Here is a 24,845-nt window from a genome sequence, read left to right as displayed (position 1 = left end):
AGCGTATGAAGGAAAGTTTTTTGAAATGTTTATTTACATTCGCGCTCTTTTCGGCTTTCTGGCTTTCTGGTTGTGACGGTTCAGGCGACAATTCTTTAAGAAAAAAATACAGCCTTTACCTGATGATGAAAGACGGTTCCGAATACATTGTTCAGACCGACACAATCATGTCCGGGGAGATGCTCAATCCTGAGAAGTCAGGCACAAAAGTAATCCCGCCGCGTATTTTTTATGATTTGATCGTCCGCGAAAACAACTATTATCGGCTCAACTGGAAAGACACCCGCTTTGTACGCAACACAATTGAAAATCAGGAGTTCAAAGAAACCGGCTCCATTCAGTTACCCGGGCAATGGAGCGTTGACACTTATGCCTGGCAGGGTGACACGCTTTGCATTTTCGGGTATGATACGAAAAAAGGTGTGGCACGCTTTGCAAAAATCACATTGGATAATCTGAAAGCACAGCAAAGTGTTGTAAGTCTTCCTAAACCGGTGGCGCCATTTAATTCCATGTCCATCGGCTTTGCGAATTTCATGAATGGTAATTTGTATCTCGGCTACACGTATCACAAAACGGACTTGAAAAGCTATACAACAAGCGATACATTATACGTTTCACAGCTCAGTTACCCGGACATGAAAGTAGTGCGGACGTTTAAGGATACCCGCTCAACTTATCCTGGCGGGGTCAACACCCGGCAATCGCATTTTTTTAATGATGAAAAAGGGGATTTCTATTTTATCGCATGTCCCGGTATTGCGTTGGGGGACAATCGTTTCAAACCTACCGGCATTTTCCGCATCAATAAATTGACGGGCGAGCTTGATAAGGATTACTTTTTCAACCTCTCTGCATCGCAAATCCAAAATCATGGTTATGGTTTCTGGTATTTAGGAAATGGAAAAGCAATTGTCCGCACGGAGCGAAAAGGTGTGTTCAAAGGCATGGAAGACCACTGGCTCGTCCCGCATTTCGATTTTTATGTGATTGATCTTGAAAAACAAACTACGACAAGGCTAAACCTGCCGCTCGACAAAGGGACCGCGCGAAATTGTGTGCTCGTTGAAAATGGATTGGCTTATATTACCGTCAACCCCAATAAAGGCGGGAATTACGTCTGGATTTATAATCCGGAAACAGGTGCTCTTAAAAAAGGACTACATTTCAGCGACGAGGTTGACTACATTTTGCGCCTCGAAACGCTAAATCCTTAATAAATTCTAATTTTTTTCGAAAGGCACCTTCGGGTAAAGCTTTTTGCCGCTACTAGGTGAATGGTATCTCATTTCCATCATCCATGCTTTCCTGCAAAAACCTTTACCTACTTCTCATTACAATCATTTTCATTTCCAATGTCGCCATCGCCCAGAAAGCGGCGCAGCTGTCCGGCTATGTCCGCACACAAAACGGCGACGCGATTCCCGGTGCAACCGTTTCGGTGAAAAACGGCACTTTCGGGACAACGACCGATGGAAGCGGTTTTTTTGAACTTACCATTAACAGGTCCGGAACGTATATGCTGGAAGCGTCGGCACTGGGTTATATGCTTTTTTCCAAAGAAGTAACCGTCAAATCCGGCAGCAAAACCGACCTGAATTTTGATCTGAAAGAAAACCAGCGAGAGCTGAACGAAGTCAGCGTTTTCGGTAAAACGGAAGTGCAGGAGGTAAAAGAACAACCGTTCACAGTCAATGCGATCGAAACGCGGCAATTTGCCAATACTACTGCCGACCTGAACCAGGTCCTGAACCGAAGTGCAGGTGTCAGAATACGCGAGCAGGGTGGGCTGGGTTCTAATTTTAACTTTTCGATTAATGGACTTTCAGGTAAAGCAGTCAAATACTTCATCGACGGTGTGCCGCTCGAAATACTTGGCAGCGCGGTTTCGCTGAACAACATTCCGGTGAATCTGGCCGAACGCATTGAAGTGTATAAAGGTGTGGTGCCGGTGCAGCTCGGCTCCGATGCGATGGGCGGCGCGGTGAATGTAATCACTAACCAAAACCAGCGCAACTACCTCGATCTGAGTCACAGTTATGGTTCCTTCAACACCCACCGTTCTTCGGCTAGTGGCCAGTATGTGCACAAGCCGACGGGTATTACTGTGAAAGCCAGCGGTTTTTACAACTACTCGGATAACAATTACAAAATGAAAGGCGTAGAAATACTGGAAGGCGGCACGCGTGTCGGCAACCAGATCACCGACCTTTCGGGCGCAGCATTTACGACTGCCGATGTGCGCCGTTTTCACGACCATTACCAATCGGCGATGGGCCAGCTGGAAGTGGGTATCTCGAACAAACGCTTGGCCGATGTGCTCTACGCGGGTATTGGCTATTCCGAAGGCCGGCAGGATTTGCAGACCGGCTTTGAGCAGGCGATTGTCTACGGCAATGTGACCCGAAAAAGCAAAGCTACCACAGCGACGCTGCGTTATAAGAAAAGCGATTTGTTCGTCAAAGGTTTGGAGCTGAGCCTGTTTGGCTCTTTGTCAAAAGATAGCTTCGTTACCGCCGACACACTTTTCCGGCAATACTATTGGGATGGTGCCTGGACGGTCAAGAGCGCCAGCGAGATGGGCGGGATCAAATCGGTTTCGAACATTATCCGCCCGCGCAGCTTCATGCGCGCCAATGTGAGTTACCTGTTGAATGACAAGCACTCTTTCAATGTAAACTACACATTTGACCACCTTAAAAATGAGAACTTCAATGCATTGCAGACGTCGTTTGACGATATGCCCGGTTTTCTAAATAAGCAGATCCTGGGCGTGGCTTACCAGCAGGAGTTTTTTAACAAAAGATTAACAAATACCTTTTTTAGCAAATATTACGGACTGGGACTGGAAAGGAAAAAGTATGTCGATAATGCCTATCAATCTTTCAATACACAGTTTGACATGTTTGGTTACGGGGTTGCGTCACGCTTTAAACTGCTGGCGGATCTGGGCGTGAAAATATCGCTTGAGCGGGCCTACCGTTTACAAGAAGTGGAGGAGGTTTTCGGTGACGGCCTGAATATCAATCCAAACCCCGACTTGAAACCAGAAAGCAGCTACAATGCGAACCTGGGCGGATATTATGGTTTTAGGTTAAATAAACACCGCTTTTTTGTGGAAGCTGCTACTTTCTACCGCAATGCGCAGGACTTCATTTTCGCGGTACCCGACCAGCGTTCCAAAGCGTTAAAGAACGAGAACAAATCCAGCGTACGTGTGACCGGCTTTGAAGCGGAGGCACGCTACGATTACGGCGACCTGCTTTCGTTTAATATTAATGCGACTTATCAGAGTGCGGTGAATATGACCCGGTTCGGCAGCACCGAATCGACTACGCCGGAAGCCACTTACAAAAACAAGATCCCAAACCAACCCTGGCTATTTGGCAATGCTAACCTGAGTATTGGTAAAAACAATGTGTTCGGGAAGGATACCCGCCTGCAATTCAGCTGGTATACCCAATATGTGCACTGGTTTTACCTGACCTGGGAGGCTTTCGGCAATGTGAATGGAAAATCAACCATTCCCAACCAGTTGCTGCACAATGCAACGCTCAGTTATTCATTCAAAAACGGGCGCTACAACATCTCCGGTGAGTGCCGCAACCTGACGGACGCGCTCGCATTCGACAACTTCCGTTTGCAGAAACCGGGCCGCGCCTTTTCGGTGAAACTGCGCTATTTCCTCAAATAAAAACACCAACTAACTTTCAATAACCTAATCCAATGAGCAAATTTTTCAACCTCCCTGTAAAAACATTAATGGTGGCTTTGGCCGCGTTCGTATTAAACGGTTGCAGCGACGACCCAGGCGGGAATGCGCCTGTGGAAGAGTCGGGCAAATATTCGGCAGTGGTCTGCGTAGGCAGCTGGCCGAACACAGCCTACTACATTGCCGACGTGCCTTCCCTGACTTCGGGACAGATCAGCCTGCAAGGCAATGGCGCCGAAATGACGGGCAAAGTGTATGCGCAGGACATTATCCAACGTGACGGATTTTATTATCATGCTAATGCAGGCAGTGGCCGTTTTGGTAAATATCATGTTGAAAAAGGCGCACTGGTAGTTGACAAAGAAGTGCCTTTCACGCACCTGGATTGGAGCTCTTTTGTATGGATCGACGATGCTACATTGGTCGTTTTCGGTTCAGGCGAAAATGCGGCTGGGGTAAATGAGGCGCGTTATGCGATCGTCAAAGTGGCGGATATGTCGGTAACCTTGGGAAAACTTGCATTCCAGGCTTTCCCAAGCAAAACGATGGACGGCTTCGCAATTGGTTTTGCTGAATACCGCGACGGGAAAATTTTTGTAGGTTACAGCTTCGCAACTTCCGATTTCTCCAAATGGCCGGTTGTAGAAAGTATTCAGAACTTCAATGTAGCTGTTGTGAACGCTTCCGACATGGCGGTGGAAAGCAACATTTTCGAATCCCGTTCCTCCGTACCGGGCGGCCCGATTGTGTACGCGCCGGTATCGTTCCAGGACGAAAGCGGCGACATTTATTTCATCACTGATCCGGTCTATAACTACGATTACAAATCGCATTCGGCTGTATACCGCATTAAAAAAGGTGCAACCACGCTCGATAACTCTTATTACCTCGATTTTTCAGCCAAAACCAGCAATGGAATGGGCGCAGCGATGTGGTACATCGGCAATGGCAAAGCCATCGTCCGCACCCGTGTAGCCGGCGAAAGCATTGACGCCGAACATTCATTTTCGATCATTGATGCTAAAAACGGCACTTTCCTGAAAAAGCTCGACCTGCCCGCCGACAAAGGCGAACGTATGGTAAATGCCGTCGTGCTTGAAGATGACAAGGTTTACATCGCGGTAAATGCTGCGGATAAAGATTACATATGGGAATACGACACTGCTACCGAAAAGCTGACACCGGGGGCGGAGTTTGTTGGGGGGATTGATTATATACTCAGGCTGGAAAAGACGAAGTAATGCTTAAAAAAATAAATGCCTGGCTGCATCTGTGGCTGGGCCTTGCCTCCGGGATTGTCGTTTTTATCGTCTCCATTACCGGCTGTGTGCTGGTTTTCGAGCAGGAATTAAAGTCGCTGACCCGCCCGTGGTCCCATGCGAAGCGGGTTAATAATGAAGCCTATCTCCCGCCGTCGCAGATTGCCGGGCGGTTGAAAACGGCACTTCCCGGGCGAGAAACGCACAGTATCTGGTACTATGGGCACGAGCAGGCCGCGAAGGTGACGATTGATGCCGATTCGATGGTTTTTGTTAACCCGTACACGGCCGAGGTGCAGGCCATTGTGGCAGGAGATGATTTCTTTCACTTTATTCTCGACGGGCACGTAGGAGTTTGGATTGAAGGAGAAGTCGGGCATCAGATTGTGGCTTGGGCTACGCTGATTTTCTTCATTTTACTGGTGACCGGACTCATTTTGTGGTGGCCAAAAAAATGGACGAAAAGCGAAAAGAAAAAGGCGTTCAGCATTAAGTGGAAAGCTAAATTCAGACGCGTAAACTATGATCTGCACAATGTGCTGGGGTTTTATTCGCTTATTTTGGCGATGATCCTGATATTAACAGGACTGATCATGGGTTTTGCGTGGATCAATGATGGCGTTTACTGGCTGGCGTCGGGGGGCAGCGAGCCGGCAAAAAGAATCAGCAGCTTTTCCGATACGACGCAGATCATCACGCCGGATAGTATCCCTGCTGTCGACCGGGCTTTCAGGAAAGGGTTGGAAGAAATTGCGGTTTATAACAAAGACGCAATCATTGTCGGCTTTCCCGACGAGCCGAAAGATGCGATTTACATCTGCACGGACATGGACCGCGGTGCCTGGCGGGACGTTTATCTGGACCAGTACACGCTCGCAGCGCTTCCCTCGTCAGCCGTACAGGTCGACAACCTGAAATTTGCTGACTGGCTCAGGCGCAACAACTACGGATTGCATGTAGGCGCGATCGGGAATATGCCTACAAAGATTATCTATTTCATCGCAAGCCTCGTTTGTGCCAGCCTTCCCGTCACCGGATTTTTTGTATGGTGGGGTAAGCGAAAAAAAACCAAGCGTGTCAAGCGCCTAATTCCATTGCATTATGATTCGTAAACTTTTGCTGCTCACAGCATTTCTTTTTTGCTTCATCAACATTTTAAAAGCCCAGACGCAGAATGGACCGGCTTACCTGGTCAAAGGTGTCATCACCGATTCTGTCAGCAGGAAGCCTGTCGAATTCGCTACAATTGGAATTCTGGATAGTGAGAAAAAGGTAGTTGCCTTGACTTATTCTGATGAAAATGGTTTGTTTAAATCTCCTGATATCAAAGCAGGCAGCTATTTTCTAAACTTGTCCTTCATGGGTTATGCCCAAAAAAACTTAGCATTTAATATTTCCTCAAAATCACCCGTGTTCGATGCCGGCAACATTTATCTCAAACCCGAAGTAACGCAGCTGAATGCCGTGAATGTCACCGGCACGCGCGCGCTTGTGGAGCAGCAGCCGGGGATGCTGGTTTATAATGCAGAAAAAGACATCAGCAACCAGGGTGGCACCGCGGCCGATGTACTTCGCAAAGCACCTGTATTGAATGTCGATGCGGCGGGTAATGTTACCATGCGCGGAAATAGCAATTTGCGCATTTTAATCAATGGAAAATACTCCGGCCAAATGGCGCGGTCCGCGGCGGATGCATTGAACATGATGCCTGCTAATTCCATCAAAGCAGTGGAAGTAATTACCAGTCCATCTGCGCGTTATGATGCAGAAGGTGCCGCAGGTGTGATCAACATTATAACAAAAAAAGGCCAGCAGAATGTGAGCGGAACAGTGGAGGTTGTGGCCGGAAATCTTGAACAGGCGCTGAATCCGCGTCTATCGATCAGCCGTGAAAAATGGAATATCAATACCACTCTGCACGCACACAGTTTCCGGAACCGGGAAGAAACTGCGCTGAACCGCCTGACTTTTGAGAATGGCGAGAAAACGGGAATGGTACAACAGCATATAGTACGCGACAATACCAAGCCGCACGGGTCGGGCGATGTGCAGATTGAGTTTGCGCCGGATTCTGCCAGTATATTCAATTTTTCAGTCAATGCCTGGTTTGGGAAATGGCCCGATAACAGCGCGCAGCATAACCAGCGCTTTTCTGCCAACGAAACTTTGCTGGAAGATTTTCGTCAGAATGTAATAACACGCTCACCGACATTAGGTGTTGATTTAAATCTGGGTTATACCAAAAAATTCAGGAAGCCGGGGGAGGAGCTTTATATTATGGCGCAGCACAACCGCTCGTCTGATGGTTTCAATTATGACGCCATGCAGCGCGATCCGGACAATGCATTGTTATACCGCGAGATCAACGACAATAAAAATCTCAACCGCGAATGGACGGTGCAAACGGACTACATTTTTCCCTTTGGAAACAGTTATAAAAATGCCTGGGAAAGCGGCGCGAAAATGATCCTGCGCGAAAACAGCAGCGATTATCAGGTAGCTGCCAGCGGTGATAGTAACCCGGGCCAGCTTGTCCCGGTAAGCTCCCGCACAGATCTTTTTAGCTACAAGCAGAATGTATTTGCAGGTTATTCTCAATTGAAATTCAAATGGCAAAACGGCTGGGCGCTACACGCCGGCGCGCGGATGGAAGGGACTTACCTCGAAGGAAATCAACGGAACCAGAACAGCACCTTCAAGAACGATTTCTGGAATTTCGTACCGAGTGCAACTTTGTTTAAAAAGCTGAATGCTAATAACAACCTGACATTAAGCTATACCAAACGCATTTCGCGGCCCTCGATCTGGGACCTGAATCCCAATGTAAATGCACAAGATCCTAAGAACCTCGAAATTGGCAACCCAAACCTGCGCCCCGAGCAGGTAAATCAGGTAGAATTTACCTACGCATTACAGACGGATTCTGACTTTTTCCTGAATGCATCGCTCTTTTCCCGTGAAACGACGAACTCGATCGAAAGCATCGTCACCATCGGCCCCGGTGGCATTACGACCACTTCCAAGCAAAACCTCGCTTCGAACATTCAGTACGGATTGAATTTGTCGACCTCGGTTAGCGTAATGCCGGGCTGGAAGATCAATAGTAATGCCAATGTACGCCGCGCGCGCTACCGCAGCGGCGCACTGAATATCCTGAATGAAGGGTGGGCGTGGGGCCTGAATGTGAACAGCAGCTGGAAGTTACCGGACAATTTCAGCGTGCAGGCATATGCCAATTACGACGGTCGCAATGTGAAATTGCAGGGTTTTGAGAGCTACTGGTTCTATTACAGTTTCTCGGCCAAGAAGGAACTGCCTGCGCAAAAGCTAACGATCTCACTGACAACGGTAAGCCCGTTCGGCGGCTACATCGGTCAAACGGTCGTAACGCGCGCGGCAGATTTTGAATCGACACTTGCTTCCCACTACCTGATGCGCTCGGTGCGGCTGTCGCTCAACTGGGAGTTCGGCAGCATGTTCAAGACTGTCAAGAGCCGCAAGGTTGAAAATGATGATCAAAAGAATGTGAAAAGCGCGGGATAACTACAATTTCAAGGCTAAAACCCGGCATTTGCCGGGTTTTTTGCGTTAATGCAAAGATCCACGGTTTAAATAGTACACCAAGAAATTATTTTGTAACCGCATTTGACTTTACAGGGATATTTTTTATAAATTTCTGTGCAAACAAAAACTCAAAGTCATGAAAACACTTCTTCTTCTCTGCCCTATTTTTCTTGCGGTAATGTTGGGCTGCAAAAAAGATGATCCTTTGGTAGATCCTGAGATTATCGAAACTCAAAAAGTTGCTGCGCTGCAGGAACAGTTCCATGGAAAATATGGTATCGTCAGTTCGGTCAGTAGTGAAGCCGTCGATGTAAATATGGATGGTGTAAGTTCCACCGACTTGTTCCAGGAAATTGATATCCTTCCTTCTGAAAAGAATTTTCATTTTGACGTAGAAGTGCGTATATACCCTAAAAATCCATTGTCTGCCAAACCTGCATATCTATTCAGTCAGTCCTGGCCCGAGCAATATATCCGCCTTGAAAACGAAGAATGGACAGGCGGTCCGGGTTTAAATTATGACCCATCATTACGAATGGATTTTTTGCGGCAAGGCACCGCGCGCCAGTTCCACTTTTCCGATGATCTCAAATTGCTCAATGTGCTGCCAAGTGAACAGGAGAATCCATATCGATGGGTAAAACCCGAGTCGGTGACCGTAGATCCGGCTGGCAGGCTGGTTATCGTCAATAAGCGGTATTTGTATACAAAGAATGGGGTAAAACAAGTATCAATTACTTCCGTTTATCAGCGTTTTACGAAAGAGACTTAGGCACTATGCCTCTTTGTTATTCCGCTTACCAACTGAAATTATGTGGTTACCAGCACGAATTGGGATAATGGTTCAATAAAGGATGGAGGTGCTGCGACCTGGTGCAGTGGGACTAACGCGCCCACAACTGGTCCGATGTTTATAGTATTTCTGCAAACCTATTTACGCAGCATACGCATGCAGCATTACGAGAAAATAGCCGAAACCATCCTGTCTACTGCCATTGACCGTGGTGCTGAGAAAAGTACGTGCCCCTCAGAAATCGCGCGTAAGCTGTTTCCCGACGACTGGCGGAAGTATATGAAAGATGTACTCGGGGTAGCTATTGACCTACACAAAAAAGGCAGCGTAATGATAACACAAAAGGGAGTGCCGGTTGATGTCCATGATATTAAGGGGCCGGTCCGCATTAGAATTTAATTTCCTACCCTTATTTTAGGTAAAAACTTTGGTTTCCAAAAGTCTTCTCAATGTGAAGTACGTAGTTGAAGTCGTCCAGCAGATTTCCGCTTACAAATGGCTGGTTTGTTACACCAAATGGGAGCAATTTGTATTTATCTGGCAAAGTCCCACTGCCATGCTGCTTTTTGACCATTGATGTGTTAAAGAAAAACACTGATTTTCGGATTTTAGAAAACTCATGTTCGAAAGTGCCGACCTTCGCATCAGGGATTGGATTTTTGTCTGTAACCTTCCCGGCTGCGGGCGTGAACGCGGTATAATATCCGGTGGACGTTGTCATTGCCATACATTGGTATTGAGTGCCAAGTTTCTGAGATAAAAAGTATCCCATACTTTTTGAATAGGTATTTGGCGTCCTTTGTACGTGACCATTATGCGCCAGAACGATCATCTTTTGACCGGGTTTTAATGCATTGAGAACATTTTCAGCCATCAGCGAATCCCGCAATGTCGACTGCGCCTGGAAGTCGTTTTCCGGATTGTTGAGCATTAGGAACTGCTTGTAACTAGCTATGCTTTTGAGAATAATATCCTTCTGAAGGCAAGCGGCCTTGTCTTTGGTTAAGGTGTTAAATATTTGATTGCTTAATGTTGAGAGCTCAGCAAAATCCTGCTTATTGAACATGTGGTTGTACATCTCATTGTCTAAAAGCTTATAGTATTCTGTGATCTTGCTAATCGAATCCGAAGTGGCGTTGCCATTTGCATTACAAGATTCTGCTATATTTTGCAATGCCTGAAACGGAGTTTGCATATCGATGCCAAAGAAAGTCAGCGGGCTTTTCAGAGATTTGTTTAAGTGTTTCACGTTCTCTGCCAAATCCACAAATTCCTTGCATTCATAGTTAAACAATCTGAAAGATTTTAGAATTTGCGGAAGGTCTCCTTTCCCTTCCAAAACATACGCATTCAGGTTTTCCACTTCTGCGAATGGTGCTTCGAGCCCTATTTTGGTTACTCCGCTTGATTTGACCAGCGAATTGATCAAAGAAATCCTCGTCTTAAAAAACTCAGAAGTACCGTGCGACTGTTCGCCGATCCCCATTACTTTAAATTCCGGATTAATCCCAAATCCCAGATCGAAGGGCGCATAACTTGATAAAGTTGATGAGTCAAGAACGATCGCAACACGCTTAATGTGCTCTGAGAGACTCTTATCCTGGCCGTGCACGTGCTGAGTGACAGAAAGTACTATCAGCAATAGAAAAGTTACAGAAAATCGGATAGCTATCATAATAGGTCTGTTGTATAAGTAAACTACATATTAAAGAAAGATTATGAATTTTATACTTATGGTAGCATTGATATAAGTTGACTTTCAGTTACTACTATTATAAATCAAATATATCCGGAAAAATAAAGCCACGGATCGTCACGGAAGCATAGTTTACACCCACCTTCCCGGTTTTAATTATAAACAGAGATTGTTTAACTTTCCGAAACGATAAATACGATTGTCCAGGGTTGAATAGTAATTACGATTTCCGGTTTTTAAAGGGTGGGGGACAAATGGGCGAATTTGCCCGAAAGTTTGATTGGTCTGATTCGCCAATCGGCACACCAAATCATTGGCCAAAGAGCCTTTGTACACTTGTCCAGATGATGTTGAGCGCCCGTGTTCCAATGCTCATATGCTGGGGCCCGGAACTTGTCACTTTGTACAATGATGCATTTCAGGCATATCTTGGCAGCGGTGAGGAGAAATCCTGGTTTGGCAGGTCTTTGGATAAAAATATTGCATTCTGGACATCCCTTGGCTCCGTAGTATCCTCAGTAATGGCTGGCTCTGATGCGGTTAACCTGCCAGATCAAGACCTCCATCTGGCTGCACACGCAGGCTCCGAACGAATCGGTTTAAAGTGCAGCGTCAGCCCTCTCATGGATGATGATTATTCTTTAAATGGTGTTTTAATAACCTGCTTACCAGACGGTTCTGCTGTCGGCACCCGGCAGTTGCAGCATTCAGACCTGGAAAAAAGCGCGGCCCGCTTGCGGAATCTGGTAGAAAGTGCACCATTCCCGATTGGCGTGTACGTGGGCCGGGAGATGCGGATTGAACTGGTGAATCAGGCTATCATTGATGTTTGGGGCAAAGGGAATGATATCATTGGTAACTGTTATGCTGAAATTCTGCCAGAACTGGCCGGGACGGGGATTTATGAGCAGCTCGACTCCGTTTACACTACGGGAAAAGCATACGAGGCCAAAAATCAGCGGGTTGATCTCATGATTGACGGGCATTTAAAACTCTTTTATTTCAACTATACATTCACCCCGCTTCGCGATTCGGACGGCCGGATTTACGGTGTAATGAACACCGCCGCCGACGTGACCGACCTGGTAGTGATCCAACAAGACCTCCGGCATGCCGAAGCCAGCCTCCGCGGTGCCATCGAGCTAGCCGAACTCGGGTCTTGGGAACTGGATATTCCTACCGGTAAAGTGACCTATTCACGAAATATTCAAAACTGGTTTGGCTTTGGCGATCAGCAGATGCCACTGGATCAGGTATACGAACCCATTCACCCGCAGGACCGTGACCGGGTAAATTCCGCCATTGCACAGGCCCTTCTGCCCGGATCCGATGGGATTTACGACGCTGAATACCGGTTGATCGCCTATAAGTCGGATGTGCAGCGGATCGTGCATGCAAGAGGTAAAGTCATCTACGATAACCAGGGAGTCGCCTACAAATTGGTAGGATCGGCCCAGGATGTTACGGCAGAAAGGCAACAGCAGCAACAGCTTGAAGGCCTCGTGGAATTACGGACAAAGGAGCTGGCCGCAGCCAATGAAGAATTGGCAGCCCAGAACGAGGAGTATATTGCTATCAATGAGGAGCTTGAAAAAGCTAACCAATTGTTTATCCGCTCGAACGAAAATTTGCAGCAGTTTGCCTATGTCGCCAGTCACGACTTACAGGAGCCCCTTCGTAAGATCCAACAGTTCGGGGACCTGCTTCACAGACAGTACGGAGCCGAAATTGGTAATGGTTTAAACTATCTGGAGCGAATGCGGGCAGCAGCAAGCCGGATGTCTACGCTCATCGAAGACCTTTTGAGTTTTTCAAGCCTTACAAGCCAGGGCAGTGACAACCAGGAGATATCGCTTCAAGCCATTATTAAAGGCATTTTGCCAGACTTTGAACTGACCATTCTTGAAACCGGTGCCATCGTTCAAATAGATGAGCTGCCCGTGATCTACGGGAATCGTTTACAATTGGGACAACTATTTCAAAACCTACTGAGCAACGCCCTCAAATTCCGGCAAGCCAATGTGGCTCCTATGGTGCAGATTAAGTCTGCCAAACTTTCCTCGACCGATTTACCGCCTTCTGTCAAACCTGCCCGACGGACGGATTTTTATTACCAGATTGAAGTTACCGATAATGGTATTGGTTTCGATGAGCAGTACCAGGAACGCATATTCCAGGTTTTCCAACGGTTGCATGGTAAAAACGAATTTGCCGGAACGGGTATAGGTTTAGCTATTTGTGCAAAAGTAACGGAGAACCATGGCGGGGCGATCATGGCGACGAGCAGCCGGGGACACGGCGCGTCGTTCAAACTATACTTTCCTGTTATCGGCCATGCATAAGGCTAAGCGTATCGATTAAGTATTCGGCACAATTGCATTGACGGCAAAATACCGATCCTTATAGTAAAATGTGTACGCTGCGACGATGATTAAAGTCAGTATTTCGGCCAAAGATCTGGATAGCCAAATGCCCGGCAGGCCAAGATATTCAGGAAGGATCATAAGCGCTGGCGCAATGAGTAAAAATCCTTTTAATAAATTAATAACCAGGGATATGACTGTTTTGCCAGTGCTTTGAAAAAAGGCTGCAAGCAGGTAATTCGGCCCTGCCGCTAAAAAAAGCAAAAAATATAATCCCATCGCCTGGCTTGCAATTTTCCGGTAAGCCATGTTCTCAGCTCCCGAAAATAACATTATCAGCTGATCCGATACAAAAAAGCCGATTGCGGTCACCACAATCCCCAGCAACAGTGTAAAACCCAGCGCGAAACGCAAAGTCTCTAACACGCGCTGCGGTTGTTTTGCACCTATATTGAATGACATAATGGGAAGTGCGGCGATCATTGCAGCGGTAAAAGGTCGGATGAGCAGGAAACTGAGATAGTTCACCAAACCAAATGCAGCCACTGCCGTGGCTCCGAAACCGATCAGCGACTGGTTAATCAACAGCAAACCCGACGAAAATGCGATTTCGGACGCAAATGAAGGAAGTCCTATTTTAAAATAGTCTTTCCACTGCGGAAGTTTCAATGTGAACCGAAATGTTGAAAAACTCAGGTGCGTATTCCCTTTTTTAATGTATACAAAAAGGTAGGCTGCGCCAGTGGCCAATGCCACTGCTGTGGCAATGGATGCGCCTTTAACCCCCATTCCGCAAGCCACAATCAGTATCAGATCCAGAACAACATTAACGCCGGCAGCCAAAATGGAAGCATTTCGCGAGACTTTCGGCGCGTTGTTCGCACGCACAAAGTTTCCCCATATCATTCCCAGAAAGAAAAACGGCAGCCCCACCAACTGCCAGAAAGCATAGTCCGCCGTGTTCTCCGCCAATGTAACATTAGCCGCCCCAGCCAGGAACTGGGCAAGAGGGACTGCTGTAAACGGTGCAGTGATGGATACACAAGTGCCAAGTAAAATAACAATCGTCGTAGCAAATTGAAAAACCTGTTGAGCCTGCTTAAAGTCTCCCGCTCCGATACTCTTGCCGATCAGCACGCCGCCGCCAATCATAATAGGCAAGCTCAGTGCTACCAGAACAATTTTTACCGGGCCGTACAACCCAACAGCCGCCAGGCCATCCTTTCCTACTTGTTGTCCGAGTATAATCCCATTAATGACCTGATGAATGATAGACGACAGCAAACTGATGATAGCAGGACCATAATTTTGAAAAAAAAGCGTCCTGATAGGCGCTTCTCCTAACTGTTTCGTGGCGGTCATGGCGGAAGGTTGAGCTGATTGAGATTAAGGTGGGGTGAGTTAGTAAGTTAGGTTTTTTGCATTTTGATAGCACGCCAATTTCCTATTAACTGTTCCCAATCAACCGCTCCAACCGTCCCATCATTTCATCCTTTTCCTTTAACATCCGTTCATAAAGCTCCATTTTCTCGACATGAAGCTTTCTGATTTCTTCAATTGGATTGATATTGAATGTTGGCGTATTTCCGACATTCACAAATGAGCTATCTTGAAATGTATTTGAAATAATATTCACAGCCTGCTGTTCATCAAAATTGCGGATTGCTTCCGCTGGAATCTTCAAAATTGCTGCGACCTGTTCCAAAATATCTGAATCGATCTGTTCCTTCTGTTCGAGGAGGGAAACTTTCTGCTGGTTCCAGTCCTCGCCAAGCTCGATGGCCAACGCCTCTTGTTTTACAGCAAGCATTTCCCTGAAACGCTTTAAGTTACGGCCTTCGTGGATCTTTGGATTGGCGGTAGTATGTGTCATGTGGAAAGGTTGTTTTGTTAAAAAAAGCAATTTATATAAATCTCACGGGAAGTCCCCGGATATCTTACAGGCATTGCAATGTATGTTACGCGACGGATTTGTGGCGTACTGCATCGAAGCACATCGAATGCGAAAAAAGAAATGGTTCAGGCGAGGATACTACCGACGCGCTTATTTCTTTTTGATCAGGCAACGGCAACACATTGCAGGTTATTGAGCTTCGGACATTAAAGTTCAGTGCTTCAAAATGTAAGAAGACGGAACTTCAATGTGTTCAGAGATTTCCAAAAGGTCAGCAATGAAGTGAGTCCGGTCTTTGGGAGAGACCATTATGCTGTCATATCGATTATACTTCAACTCTAATCTGTTTAACGACAGTGCAGGAGAACTTAACGGGTTGCGGGTTTCCACGATTTTCGTGATCGATTTAATGGGTATCCTCCTGTCCATCAAAAACCCGGATTTAATCCTGAGCTGATCGTCGAGAATCTGGTAATAGGTAGTTGAAAACAAATGCAAAAAAAACACTGCTAGCAATGCAGCAATTGCCAAACCGGCCCAGCCTCCTTTTGTAATAAGTAAGATGCTGACAATCATGAGCACGCCTGAAATTGAAATGGATAGCTCAGGGCCTATTTCAGATTTGTAAGTTTTTTTCTTTGCTTCTAACATCGTAATAGTTCATTAATGACTCATCAATATACAAATATGTGAATCAAAATCTTTGAAGCTCCTGACACAAAAAAGCAACCACTTTTTTGGCATTTACTCATCTTTTTACTATTTTCAGAAATAACCGAGCATTTAAACAGCGTTAATCATGAACAAGCTTCCTTGAGCAAAATACTTACTCAGCATTTGGATAGTGGCTATATCAGCCAGCATGATGGTTAAATTCGTCAGCAGCAGCATATTTATTCTGGTGCCATTTTGCATAGGGCTGTATTGGCTTTCGGTCAGGGGTTTAGCACAGATTAAGGGTTATGAATAGCTATCACGGATTCCTTCATTTTATAGAAATTAAATCCATATAGGAAATAAAAGAACTGCGCATGTAGTCGTTCAGCATTGTCGCATTCTTAATCAATATCTGAGTTAACTATGAACATAATATTATTAGGCCATATCGGATTTATGTTATGCAGTGTGGTTGTGGTAATGTTGGTGCGGCTTGTTAAACCTGGCAAGATCAATTCCTTTGTTGGATACCGCACGCCCTTATCCATGAAAAATGAAGAGACATGGCGGGAGGCGAATCGCTTCAGTGCGAGGATTCAGGTTTGGGTATCGATCATTTTTTGTATGCTCACTGTTAGCTCTTATTTTTTGGTTGGCGGCATGACTTCATTTTATGTGTGCAGTTTCTTGCTTGCCATTATGTCCATTTCCGTTATCCCAATTACCGAGTACAATCTTCGCAAGAAATTTGACGCTGACGGTAAGTATTTAAGTTGAAGCTTAGCATCATATTAATCATTATATAGAAAATATGAACTGGTTCCTGATCTTAATCGACATACTGATTATTTGATTTAGGAGACAAAGCCCCACTAAAAATAAACCTACAAAAGCGCGATCCCTTCTTTCAAATTTTTCTCTGATAACGAACCATATCCCAGCCTGATCCCATTGATCGACGGATCACTTCCGAAATCAATTGTTATAAAGTGCTTCTCAGGATTGTAAGCAATTCATGACAGGAAAAAACGGTCATTGGGATTTGTCTTGGGAAAAAAATTAAAAATTGGGTTGGTGTAAACAGGCATAATGCGCTCGCGATGGTTAAACTATTTATGTTTTCACCAAAATTGTATTTAGTAAATATTACGAAGCATACAATTATTAATGGAAATGAATAAGTCAGGCTTCTTGTGATATCGAACACGCTATAAGCCACGATTATTTGGGATAATAGTAAAAAGATAATGACGAAAGCAATTGTTTTTTTTGCTTTAATTAAAAAATAAATTGTAAAGCAAACCATTATCCAAAGGCCTTCAAATGTCAGGAACACTCCGATTAATCTGTGCGCCAATTGATAGGGTATTAAAACCAGACTAACACCGGCTTCCTGTCCATATGGAGTGCTCAGACTTAAATAGCCTGAAACGAAAAGGCGAATTACAATATAGACGATTCCGGCAGCTAATGTTGCAATAGGCCTGAGGCTGCGGATATGCTTGAAAAGATCACCCAGTTTGTTCGGTATTTCAAATCCGGCTTCTTGCAGCAGGTGGAACAAGAGTATGCCAGGTAATGCTATCACAGCCCGCTCATCTGTCCAGCAAGCCAGATTCAACATCACAAAAACCAAATACGGATTGCGGCAATAAAGGCCCGCCAGCATGAAAAAATAGGCATAGCCATCAAACCAAAAGTCATAGTCCCAGAAAAAGGCTTTGCAGAGGTAAGTAAATGAGCATGCAAAAACGAAGATCCATCCCTGCAATTCATCGGTAAACCGGAATACAAGCTCGGCTAACATAACGAGAAACGGATAAAGCAGCAGGGATTGAAAAATGTAAAGCCAGACTATGTCTTTGCCAGTTCCATCGGCGGCAATGCCAAAACCTTTCGCCAGGAGCGGCACCGTGAGCCTGAACGCTAATTTTGAAGCATGGTCCTTCTCATTTACCGATTTTATCACAGAAAAAGGATGCTTTATTTTCTCAAAATAATAGGCATATGTAGTCGAAGGAGCAGGATCTGTGAGGATTTCCAGGTATTTGGGGAAAGTGGTCGCAATGATCAATAACCATAGGACACAAACAATTTTATAAGTATTCCGTAGACTGGACCGTCGGCCTGATACCATAGAAATAGCGGGAGTAGTAAGGTGCATCAGGCAGTTTGTTTTGCTCTGTATTCCTTAGACCCATTATGAGAATTAAAACGTTGCTTTGTACAATAACTTTGTATGGCGGCAGCTTATTCTTCTATCACCATAGCGCGGTGCTTTAAGCCCCAGTAATGCAAACCTTCCAATACATTTTCAAGCGATCTGCCGTGATCTGTGATGGTATATTCAACAGTAGGCGGGAATGTGTCGTAGACGTTTCTGGTGATCAGCTTATTGCTTTCCAGGTTTTTCAGCTCTTTGGATAATGTCTTATCTGTAATGCCCGGCACTTCCCGCGAGATCTGCTTGAAACGCTTGCTTCCGCCGGATAGTGAGAAAAGGATAAGTAATTTCCATCGTCCTTCGAGGGCTTCCAGAGCATCCTTGATTGAGAGTGCCGTTTTGGGGCAGCGGCCATTGGTTAACATCCTGTGATTATGTTTACTTCCCGTTACTTCCTGTTTGGATAGTGCTATCCAAACAGGAAGCGCTGTCAAATGGAAAGTAAAGGTAAATAGTTTTGCTTTTGGATTTACAGCAAAACAAAATGGAAAAAAATCAACTTAAAGTCAGGAGCCTTAACACATTGCTATGGTCGTTGCAGGCCCTTTTAGCCGCAACTTTCTTATGGGCTGGGTATGTCAAACTTTTTACACCCGCTGAGCAACTCTCGAACATGTGGCCCTGGACAGCAGACAACCCAATGCTTGTAGGAGTTGCAGGAATCGCGGACACGCTGGCAGGAATCGGCATCATCTTACCGCGGTTACTACGCCTATGGCCAGCCCTGACCATTTACACCTGCTACGGCATTATCCTGTTGATGATCAGCGCAATTATTTTCCATGTATCAAGAGGAGAAACTTCGCAACTTGGGATCAATTTCGTGGTAATGTTGGTAGCTGCGGGGGTGTTATTTCTCTGGAAATATAAAATATCTGCAATAGCCTCGCGGTGACACTTGCACTGGTTTAAGGGTTTTATTCATATATTTATTCTTTCTTAAATATATAAATAAACGCTATATGAAATCTACTGTGTACATCATCTTTTTATGCCTGGCGAATTTCTCTTTTATATTAAATGATAAGCCCAACATTGAAAAAGCGCCAGTTACTTTCCAATCAACATTAGATTCAAGTCAGGTCCCTAAGGCTTATGAGTTATTCAGCTTTGCGGATTCCGTGATTGGCGTGCATGGTTATAAACAGGCGGTGGATATGCTTCTTCGATATGAAAGTTCATATAGTGATCCGATGGAGAAAAGTATGTTTAATCAGGTGATGATGACTTATTTATCATATGCTGGTGATATAAAGGGAGCACTGCAATATGAGGCGCAGCTGAGTTCAAAGAAACAGCCGGAAAGCTATTCGTTCGCTGAGAACTTTGTGATAGAGCCCGCCAATGCGGTCATTAAAAAAAGGAGCGCTGACAGGCAGGTCGTTATGTTCAATGAAGCGCACCATCGTCCGCATCACCGCGCCTTCATCCGCGCTTTACTGAAAGATTTTTATGACCTTGGATTTCGGACTTTGTTTGTAGAAGCATATTTCGAGAATCAGGACCCGCAGCTGAATGAGCGGGGATATCCCATCCAGAATACTGGCACTTACACCCGGGAGCCTGCCTTTGGAGAAATGCTGAGAGAGGCCAAAAAGCTTGGTTTTACAATTGCCGCTTATGATAATGACACTGCCGCCTGCGAATCTACCGAGCCATTCGTTTGCGCGAATCAGCGGGAGAAAGTCTCGGCCGATAACCTTTTCAATTTCATGAAAAACAACCCCAAAGCCAAGATCCTGGTGGCAGCAGGATATGCACATATTGTAAAAAAGTCGGATGATGGATGGATTAAAATGGCAGAACAATTCAAAAACGTTTCTGGCATTGATCCGCTATCGATTGACCTGGTTGGCATGAGCGAACGGTTTACCGGGGATCAGGAAAACAAGTTTTACAGCTCCGCAAACAAACAATTTAAGATCATAACGCCATCGATAATCCTCGATAAGAATACGCAAGATGCATTTCTTGCCAATTACCGGCAGGAACAGATCGATCTACAGGTTGTTTTTCCAAGAACAAAATATACGAACGGGTATGCCGACTGGTTGGCGACAGGTTATCAAAAAGAAATCACGGTAAACCTTTCCGAAACGAATTATAAAGCCGGAGACCTATTTCAGGTTTACATTAAAAGTGAGTTGGATGCGGAGCAAAAACAAGCCGTCCCGATCCTCCAGTTCCCGTTGTCCGGCCAGAAACAGCAGAAGCTGATGCTTCCGGCTCATTACACTTATCAAATTATGGTTGACCATGGCACCTCGAAAACCAATGTAGAAGTGGGTGTAAAATAACTAACTAATCTGCCCAACCACCTCACAGGTGTTCCAACCAAAAAGGCTCAAACAGCATCCTTAAAGAAAAGCCCATACATGATGAAAAAGCTATTCTTTGCCCTGATGATCTCCCTTACTTTGGTTGCGTGTAAAGAGGATGATCCCGAACCACAACCTGAAATTGCAACCATTGCGGACACCTGGAAACAGACCGCTTACGAGAAAACGGTCGATGAGAAAAAAGTTTGGATCCCTGTCGATGGCGAACCGACTTATATCAGTTTCAGGTTCGATGGAGTGGTACTCGATGGAAAAGGTTTGCCTATATGCTGCCCACCGGATGCATACTATGTGAATGGCGTGCTGTTTGAAGTAAAACCGAAGGCAGAAGTACCGGTCAATAATGTTTGTATGACTGTTGATTGTATTGGCTGCGCCACATGGGATATTGAGCAAACAGGAGATGAAATGATTCTGACCTATTGTAAGCCCGTAAATATGAAGCTTAAATTTATCCGGCAGTAAAAGAGCCTTAATTCTTTCGTGTTCAGCACCCCGTATTTTAATTAAAAACCAAACATTACATTTGATAAATTAAAATAAATTTACTTAACGGTAAATTTGAATTATTTGTAAATATTTTCTGGTAACCATAAGATACAATAAATATATTTGATAATACATTTGATCAGATCTGAGAGATTGCAAAACGATTTATAGTAGAATAGTTCCGGGGCTTTTGCCGGAAAGAAGTTTAGATTCATTAACGGTAACTAAATAGTCGGAACTAAGAAACACCTTTTCTACATAATCATATGTCCTCTTTACAAATGCAGATTCCCTGGGTGGAATCCCCCTTTTTTGAGGCAGAGCTCGATAGGGCAGATTTTGATAAAGAAACGAAGGAAATGATCCGTTTCTACTCCGAATATGGTTATGTAATTATCGACCCGCAGATCGACGATGCTTTAATAGATCGGGCCATTGATCAGGTAAAACCCGACTTTGCAACACATAATACAAACCGCCTCCAGGATTCCTGGAAAGATCATGACGCAGTCAAAGAAATCGCGACTGCTCCCCGGGTTTTAGAAATATTACAGATACTGTACGGACGAAGACCTATTCCATTTCAAACGCTCAACTTTTCAACGGGAAGTCAGCAGCGGACGCATAGTGATTCAATTCACTTCAATTCTGTTCCGGAGCGTTATCTAGCCGGTGTGTGGGTAGCTTTGGAGGATGTTCATGATGGAAACGGGCCGCTTCACTATTATCCCGCAAGCCATCGGTTGCCTTTTTATGACCTCTCCATTTTAGGGATTAAAGGTTCAACCAGCGAATCCATTGAGGATATGCTTGCCAATTATTATGCACGTTATGAAGACTTCATTGAGCAGCTGGTGGTGCAGAAACATTTAGAAAAGAAAGTGCTGAATTTAAAGAAAGGCCAGGCATTAATCTGGTCGGCAAACCTGCTGCATGGAGGAGAAAAAATTACGGTGCCGGGCTCAACAAGATATACGCAGGTAAATCACTTTTATTTTGAAAATTGCGCCTATTACAGGCCGATGAAAACAGACATGGCTTTGGAAAGGATATCAATACAAAAGGTCATGGATATATCAACCGGGAAAGAGGTTCAGAGCAATTATTTAGGAACCCCGATTAAATACGTTGGCTACTCCTACAAACTGTATTTGCCGGAAGGAATTATGCGAAAGCTGATCCCCGCCAACTTCCGGCAATGGGCCAGGAAAATGATCAATAGATGAAACTTGTAACAGGATATGGTTACCTGCCAAAGCTATAAAGTTGCATATTTACTATTGGTGCACAAGCTACCAAAACAAGTGCGCAGGCTTATTGAACGGCTTCAATTTGAGGGAAGTGCATTCTGGATTCACGTGGATGCAAAAGCAGATGCAGCTCATTTTGTCAAAGAGCTTTCAGGACTGGAAAATGTGTATTTTATCAAAAATAGATTCAATGGGGACTGGGGTTGGTTTCCGTTTGTGCAGGCAAATATTGAAGGAATCAAAGCCATAGATGACAGTGGATATGGATATGATCATTTAATCATATTAAGTGGTCAGGATTATTTACTTTGCAATAATGCTGATCTGATTAATTTCCTACATAATCACCGGGAATCGAGTTTTGTTCAAAACGTGCCAGTGACTTCGGAATTAAATCCGCATGTTTCTGATCGTGTCACAAAATATCATGTAAAGCTTCCCCTTAAAAAGAAAATTGTTTATCCCTATTCCAGCAAAGCCTTATCCAAAAGACTTATTAATGAAGTCCTGAATATATCGGGGAAATATCCTCTTCCAAGGATTATTCCAGGGGACAGGCAACTTTACTTTGGGTCGAACTGGATGAGATTTACTAAAAAGGCGGTTAGGTTTTTGATTGACCGTATAAATGCAGAACCGGATTATACCACTTATTTTAAAAGCACATGCCTCGCGGAAGAGCACTTCTTTCATACACTTTTGTTAAATGCCAATGAAGAAGAACGCGGGCCCATTATCAATAACAATTTTACATTTTGCCATTGGAAACGCGCATCTGAATTATATCCGGTCCCGCTTAATATGAGCGATATCGATAGCTTATTACAATCCGGAGACTTGCTAGCCCGTAAGTTTGACTGCGACTTCGAAACTGAAATCCTGGATTTTCTGGATAGGAAATTTGCTTAGTGAAGCCCGTAAGGCAGCTCGGCAACATTGCCTGGCGCGTAGGCCGGGATCTGAAAATAGACCCGCAAAATGGTCACATTATCGGAGATAAGGATGCGCAAAAGCTGTGGTCCCGAGAGTATGAGAACGGCTGGAAGCCTACTGTTTAGCTTATTTCAACAAAAAAGCCCGGAGGAATAAAGATTCCTTCGGGCTTTTTGTTGTTATTTTATGGTTTATACAAATTTATATGAAGATCAAGAAACTCCTTCCCCTAAGCAGCTTACTGCTTTTTTGCTCGCTTGCATTTGCACATGAATTCTGGCTGGAGCCTGTGAAATTCTGGCTCGAAAAGAATGAAAAAGTCCGCATTGACCTGATGGTGGGGGAAGACTACACGGGGGAACATTCGAACGGGCATAAATATAAGATTGTTAAGCTGGACCATTTCGCTCAGGGTAAGAAGGAGGATATCCGCAGTCAGGTATATGGGGATAGTCTGAGTAGTCTCGATTTAAGCTTTTCTACGGAAGGCAGTCACCTGATCGCCTTCAATAACACCAGCAAATTCATCGAGCTCGAAGCCTTGCAATTCAATGATTATCTCCGTACCGAAGGTCTGGATCACGTCGCGAAGCTTCGGCAGCAACGAAATGATACTTTGAAAGCGGGAAGGGAAATGTATCAGCGGTGCGTGAAGACATTGATCCAGGTAGGAAAACCAACCGATGAAACTTACGCCATCAACACGGGCATGCAGCTTGAAATCATCCCTGCCAAACACCCTTATGCGCAGTCAACAAAAGGTTCGGTCACTTTTAAGGTGCTCTTTGGTAACAAGCCATTGCGGAATGCACTGGTGCTGGCCTGGCATAAGGTGAAAGGAAAAACCACGCATGAATCCATTAGAAGTGACAAAGACGGCAATGCAAGTTTTTCAATAGATCAAAATGGAAAATGGATGATTAGCACCGTGCACATGGTTCCCAGCAACGACCCGAAGCAAGCCGACTGGCAAAGCTACTGGGGAAGCTATACATTTGGCTTTCAGGAATAAAGAGATATCACCTGCATCATCGATCCAGACAACCCTCACCGGCAAGAAGAAGATTTGCTTTACCGTTTGCGGCAGGGCGACAGGAATGCTTTTGCCGAGCTTTATAAAAAGTATTGGCGGCGATTGTTCGATTCGGCTTACAAACGCTTGCTGTTAAGAGAGGAATGCGAAGAAATTATCCAGGAGATTTTTATCGACATCTGGGAGAAACGGGAAACGCTTGTCATTACGGTGTCAATGGAAGCCTATCTCTTCGGTGCACTTCGTTACCGTATATACAACCTCATCCGTTCCAGAAAAATCCGTAATGCGTATCTGGACCATCTCACTAACACCCAGGAGATTGAAAAAAATTACATTGAAGACAGCCTGTACTACGACGAGCTTGCCGGCGCATTGGCCAGAAGCATCGAAAATCTGCCCGAAAAGATCAAAAAAGTATATCAGCTCAGCCGTCGTGAAAACCTGAGCTATAAAGAAATTTCATTGCAATTAAATATTCCCGTGGATACCGTGGAAAAGCAGATGGGCAAGGCGATCAAGATCATCCGGGCCAGTTTGAAAGATTTCATATTGATCCTCATCTTGCTGGCAGAGAGCGGGTTTGAGTAGGTTATGCTAAAAAAAGCAGGGATTAAATGACGGAAGTCAGGCTTGAAT

Annotated in this window: 23 protein-coding genes; 17 read left to right on the top strand and 6 right to left on the bottom strand. The window is 44.9% G+C overall.

Annotated features, from left to right (window positions below; translation table 11 throughout):
• Window positions 1-5: 5 nt before the first annotated feature.
• The 7 genes from NFI80_RS08565 to NFI80_RS08535 all read left to right on the top strand — a co-directional run bounded on the left by NFI80_RS08565 (window position 6) and on the right by NFI80_RS08535 (window position 9,727).
• Window positions 6-1,217 (top strand): DUF4374 domain-containing protein, encoded by a 1,212-nt coding sequence (locus tag NFI80_RS08565; RefSeq protein ID WP_235163422.1) that lies wholly within the window; start codon window positions 6-8, stop codon window positions 1,215-1,217.
• A gap of 83 nt (window positions 1,218-1,300) precedes the next feature.
• Window positions 1,301-3,694, top strand: a complete 2,394-nt coding sequence (locus NFI80_RS08560; protein WP_235163423.1) for a TonB-dependent receptor — start codon at window positions 1,301-1,303, stop codon at window positions 3,692-3,694.
• A gap of 32 nt (window positions 3,695-3,726) precedes the next feature.
• Window positions 3,727-4,953 (top strand): DUF4374 domain-containing protein, encoded by a 1,227-nt coding sequence (locus NFI80_RS08555; RefSeq protein WP_235163424.1) that lies wholly within the window; start codon window positions 3,727-3,729, stop codon window positions 4,951-4,953.
• Window positions 4,953-6,083 (top strand): PepSY-associated TM helix domain-containing protein, encoded by a 1,131-nt coding sequence (locus NFI80_RS08550; RefSeq protein WP_235163425.1) that lies wholly within the window; start codon window positions 4,953-4,955, stop codon window positions 6,081-6,083. Before NFI80_RS08555 ends, NFI80_RS08550 begins: the two co-directional genes overlap by 1 nt.
• Window positions 6,073-8,514, top strand: coding sequence for a TonB-dependent receptor (locus tag NFI80_RS08545; RefSeq protein ID WP_235163426.1), 2,442 nt, complete (start codon window positions 6,073-6,075; stop codon window positions 8,512-8,514). Before NFI80_RS08550 ends, NFI80_RS08545 begins: the two co-directional genes overlap by 11 nt.
• 157 nt (window positions 8,515-8,671) lie before the next feature.
• Window positions 8,672-9,307 (top strand): hypothetical protein, encoded by a 636-nt coding sequence (locus NFI80_RS08540; RefSeq protein ID WP_235163427.1) that lies wholly within the window; start codon window positions 8,672-8,674, stop codon window positions 9,305-9,307.
• A 42-nt stretch (window positions 9,308-9,349) separates the two neighbouring features.
• Window positions 9,350-9,727, top strand: coding sequence for a DUF3253 domain-containing protein (locus NFI80_RS08535; protein ID WP_235163428.1), 378 nt, complete (start codon window positions 9,350-9,352; stop codon window positions 9,725-9,727).
• A gap of 10 nt (window positions 9,728-9,737) precedes the next feature.
• Here NFI80_RS08535 and NFI80_RS08530 read toward each other — a convergent pair whose 3' ends face one another.
• Window positions 9,738-11,003, bottom strand: a complete 1,266-nt coding sequence (locus tag NFI80_RS08530) for an erythromycin esterase family protein (RefSeq protein ID WP_235163429.1) — start codon at window positions 11,001-11,003, stop codon at window positions 9,738-9,740.
• A 365-nt stretch (window positions 11,004-11,368) separates the two neighbouring features.
• Between NFI80_RS08530 and NFI80_RS08525 the strand changes: the two genes are divergently transcribed.
• The gene (locus NFI80_RS08525) at window positions 11,369-13,366 is read left to right on the top strand and encodes a sensor histidine kinase (RefSeq protein WP_235163430.1); all 1,998 of its coding nucleotides are present in this window, start codon (window positions 11,369-11,371) and stop codon (window positions 13,364-13,366) included.
• Between the two features lie 15 nt (window positions 13,367-13,381).
• Here NFI80_RS08525 and NFI80_RS08520 read toward each other — a convergent pair whose 3' ends face one another.
• From NFI80_RS08520 to NFI80_RS08510, 3 genes are all read right to left on the bottom strand, one after another.
• The gene (locus NFI80_RS08520; RefSeq protein ID WP_235163431.1) at window positions 13,382-14,749 is read right to left on the bottom strand and encodes an MATE family efflux transporter; all 1,368 of its coding nucleotides are present in this window, start codon (window positions 14,747-14,749) and stop codon (window positions 13,382-13,384) included.
• Between the two features lie 85 nt (window positions 14,750-14,834).
• Complete coding sequence (locus NFI80_RS08515; protein WP_233798772.1) at window positions 14,835-15,260, bottom strand: helix-turn-helix domain-containing protein; 426 nt, start codon at window positions 15,258-15,260, stop codon at window positions 14,835-14,837.
• A gap of 234 nt (window positions 15,261-15,494) precedes the next feature.
• Window positions 15,495-15,932 carry a PH domain-containing protein gene (locus NFI80_RS08510; protein WP_235163432.1) on the bottom strand — a complete coding sequence of 146 codons (438 nt, stop codon included), beginning with the start codon at window positions 15,930-15,932 and terminating at the stop codon, window positions 15,495-15,497.
• Window positions 15,933-16,361: 429 nt separating this feature from the next.
• Between NFI80_RS08510 and NFI80_RS08505 the strand changes: the two genes are divergently transcribed.
• Window positions 16,362-16,715 (top strand): SdpI family protein, encoded by a 354-nt coding sequence (locus tag NFI80_RS08505; RefSeq protein ID WP_235163433.1) that lies wholly within the window; start codon window positions 16,362-16,364, stop codon window positions 16,713-16,715.
• 205 nt (window positions 16,716-16,920) lie between these two features.
• On the opposite strand, the gene NFI80_RS08500 is transcribed toward NFI80_RS08505, so the two are convergent.
• Together NFI80_RS08500 and NFI80_RS08495 are read right to left on the bottom strand one after the other, a co-directional pair.
• A complete protein-coding gene (locus NFI80_RS08500) occupies window positions 16,921-18,102 on the bottom strand; it encodes a hypothetical protein (RefSeq protein ID WP_235163434.1) in 1,182 nt (393 codons plus the stop codon).
• Between the two features lie 86 nt (window positions 18,103-18,188).
• Window positions 18,189-18,527 carry a winged helix-turn-helix transcriptional regulator gene (locus NFI80_RS08495; RefSeq protein WP_235163435.1) on the bottom strand — a complete coding sequence of 113 codons (339 nt, stop codon included), beginning with the start codon at window positions 18,525-18,527 and terminating at the stop codon, window positions 18,189-18,191.
• A 119-nt stretch (window positions 18,528-18,646) separates the two neighbouring features.
• On the opposite strand from NFI80_RS08495, the gene NFI80_RS08490 reads away from it, so the two are divergent.
• The 8 genes from NFI80_RS08490 (at window position 18,647) to NFI80_RS08455 (ending at window position 24,797) form a co-directional block, all read left to right on the top strand.
• Window positions 18,647-19,057 (top strand): DoxX family protein, encoded by a 411-nt coding sequence (locus NFI80_RS08490; RefSeq protein ID WP_235163436.1) that lies wholly within the window; start codon window positions 18,647-18,649, stop codon window positions 19,055-19,057.
• Between the two features lie 67 nt (window positions 19,058-19,124).
• Complete coding sequence (locus NFI80_RS08485; protein WP_235163437.1) at window positions 19,125-20,459, top strand: hypothetical protein; 1,335 nt, start codon at window positions 19,125-19,127, stop codon at window positions 20,457-20,459.
• Window positions 20,460-20,540: 81 nt separating this feature from the next.
• Complete coding sequence (locus NFI80_RS08480) at window positions 20,541-20,966, top strand: hypothetical protein (RefSeq protein WP_252172108.1); 426 nt, start codon at window positions 20,541-20,543, stop codon at window positions 20,964-20,966.
• Window positions 20,967-21,256: 290 nt separating this feature from the next.
• A complete protein-coding gene (locus tag NFI80_RS08475) occupies window positions 21,257-22,216 on the top strand; it encodes a phytanoyl-CoA dioxygenase family protein (protein ID WP_235163439.1) in 960 nt (319 codons plus the stop codon).
• 15 nt (window positions 22,217-22,231) lie between these two features.
• Entirely contained in the window at window positions 22,232-23,149 is a 918-nt protein-coding gene (locus NFI80_RS08470; protein WP_235163440.1) for a beta-1,6-N-acetylglucosaminyltransferase, read from the top strand.
• A complete protein-coding gene (locus NFI80_RS08465) occupies window positions 23,149-23,298 on the top strand; it encodes a hypothetical protein (RefSeq protein ID WP_233798835.1) in 150 nt (49 codons plus the stop codon). The genes NFI80_RS08470 and NFI80_RS08465 overlap by 1 nt, the downstream gene beginning before the upstream one ends.
• An 80-nt stretch (window positions 23,299-23,378) precedes the next feature.
• Window positions 23,379-24,185 carry a DUF4198 domain-containing protein gene (locus tag NFI80_RS08460; protein ID WP_233798759.1) on the top strand — a complete coding sequence of 269 codons (807 nt, stop codon included), beginning with the start codon at window positions 23,379-23,381 and terminating at the stop codon, window positions 24,183-24,185.
• Between the two features lie 54 nt (window positions 24,186-24,239).
• Window positions 24,240-24,797 (top strand): RNA polymerase sigma-70 factor, encoded by a 558-nt coding sequence (locus NFI80_RS08455; protein ID WP_235163441.1) that lies wholly within the window; start codon window positions 24,240-24,242, stop codon window positions 24,795-24,797.
• The last annotated feature ends 48 nt before the right edge of the window (window positions 24,798-24,845 follow it).

The sequence above is a fragment of the Dyadobacter chenhuakuii genome, from assembly GCF_023821985.2.
Taxonomy (GTDB): domain Bacteria; phylum Bacteroidota; class Bacteroidia; order Cytophagales; family Spirosomataceae; genus Dyadobacter; species Dyadobacter chenhuakuii.
This window is presented reverse-complemented; position numbering and strand designations above follow the sequence as displayed.